Origin of the sequence: Caballeronia udeis, assembly GCF_001544555.2 — a bacterium.
GTDB lineage: Bacteria > Pseudomonadota > Gammaproteobacteria > Burkholderiales > Burkholderiaceae > Caballeronia > Caballeronia udeis.
On the sequence record NZ_FCOK02000192.1, the window covers coordinates 1 to 1,481 of the forward strand.

A 1,481-nucleotide genomic window follows, 5' to 3' on the forward strand; every position below is an offset into this window, starting at 1 on the left:
ACTGATATGTATTTGACCTGTCCAGTGGTTTATAAAGGATTCTGGTTCGTACAATGTGTTGGTAGCAGAACGGACGGCATGCCGACGGTTGATCAGTCTGATATGCGCGGGTTGGGTACCGCATGACAACCGATTCGTCGGGGAGCTGCCTCGCTCTAGGGTCGAGGATCATTCCATTGCTGGATGCCTCATAGTGTCCACGAGGGTTCTCCCACCGTTGTCCATTCTGCTACCGACACACTGCACGTACATGACGGTGCCCCCTAGCGATTAGGCGCGGGCTGTGGCAACTCCTGTCCTATTGCCCATATGAAGCCAGTCAGTTCACGCGCGACCGCGGTACATGCTTGCACTTTTAGTTTCCCTCTGCCCTCCATTAATCGATAACGCGCACACAAGCGTTTCTGTGCCTTCCAAGCAATGTCCTGCACTGCTTCGGAGGTTCGCTCTGCACGGCGTTGCAGATGGGCGGTTTTTCTGGCCGGATGGCGATAGGTCCAGGACGCTTCCACCAGCACTCTACGCACGTGAGCATTGCCGGTCTTGGTGATCGCGCCGCGCGATTTGGTGGCTCCGCTGGAATGCTCGCTGGGCACCAGCCCCAAGTACGCCATCAATTGCGGAGCACTGGCGAAGCGCTTCAGATCACCAATCTCGGCGACCACCGTCGTCGCGGTCAACAGGTTGACGCCGCGCAGCGCCATCAGGCCTTCGATCACCGGCCAGAACACCGATTCACTCGCCGCGCTTTCGAGTTGCGTGTCCAGTCCGTCGACACGCTTACTGAGTGCCTTGACGGTGTCAACGTATTCCTGAAACACGATCTGCTGAACTGATTGCCCGAATTGTTGCTCTTCAAGCCATCGATAATGCGCCTGAGTCCAGTTGCTCTTTCCGCTGTAGCATTTGCCATACCGAAGCAGAAAGGCACACAACCGTTGCTTGGCCTGGCGCTGAAGATGCTTCATGTCCTCGCGCGCTCGGGTTAAGTCGCGTAGCCCTTCCTGCGCATCGTCGGGAACCCACACTGCAGTCAGTTCTCCGGCTCGATGCAAGCGCGCCAGCATAAGACTATCGCGGCGGTCAGTCTTGACCCGTTCGCCCGCTTTCCTTGGAATCAGAGACGGTGCGACAACCTGGCAATCCCAGCCGAGGTCACTGAGCTGCCGATGGATCCCATATCCGCATGGGCCTGCCTCATAGCAAAACGAGAGATGCGCGTCTCCTTTTCTCAACTGCCGAACCAGCTTTTCGATCGCCTCCGGTGTATTGGCGATCTCCCCGATATAACGAACTTCGCCTCTCCCCGCATCGGCTACAGAAACCGCAATCGTCGCCTTGTGAACATCCAACCCAACGAACTTGCTAAACTGCTTCACGACCTGCTCTCCTCAATTGCGGCTCTGAGCCTTCGGTTCTTCGGAGCCTCAAGCTTAACCCGCGTCGCTTGAGGTACAGCAGGTCCAATACATTGTGTCTAG

The 1,481-nt window shown here is 56.7% G+C and carries 1 protein-coding gene; it reads right to left on the minus strand.

The features are described 5' to 3' along the window. Positions 1–263 precede the first annotated feature (263 nt). Positions 264–1,379 carry an IS110 family RNA-guided transposase gene (locus AWB69_RS45130; protein ID WP_062093223.1) on the minus strand — a complete coding sequence of 372 codons (1,116 nt, stop codon included), beginning with the start codon at positions 1,377–1,379 and terminating at the stop codon, positions 264–266. Positions 1,380–1,481 lie beyond the last annotated feature (102 nt).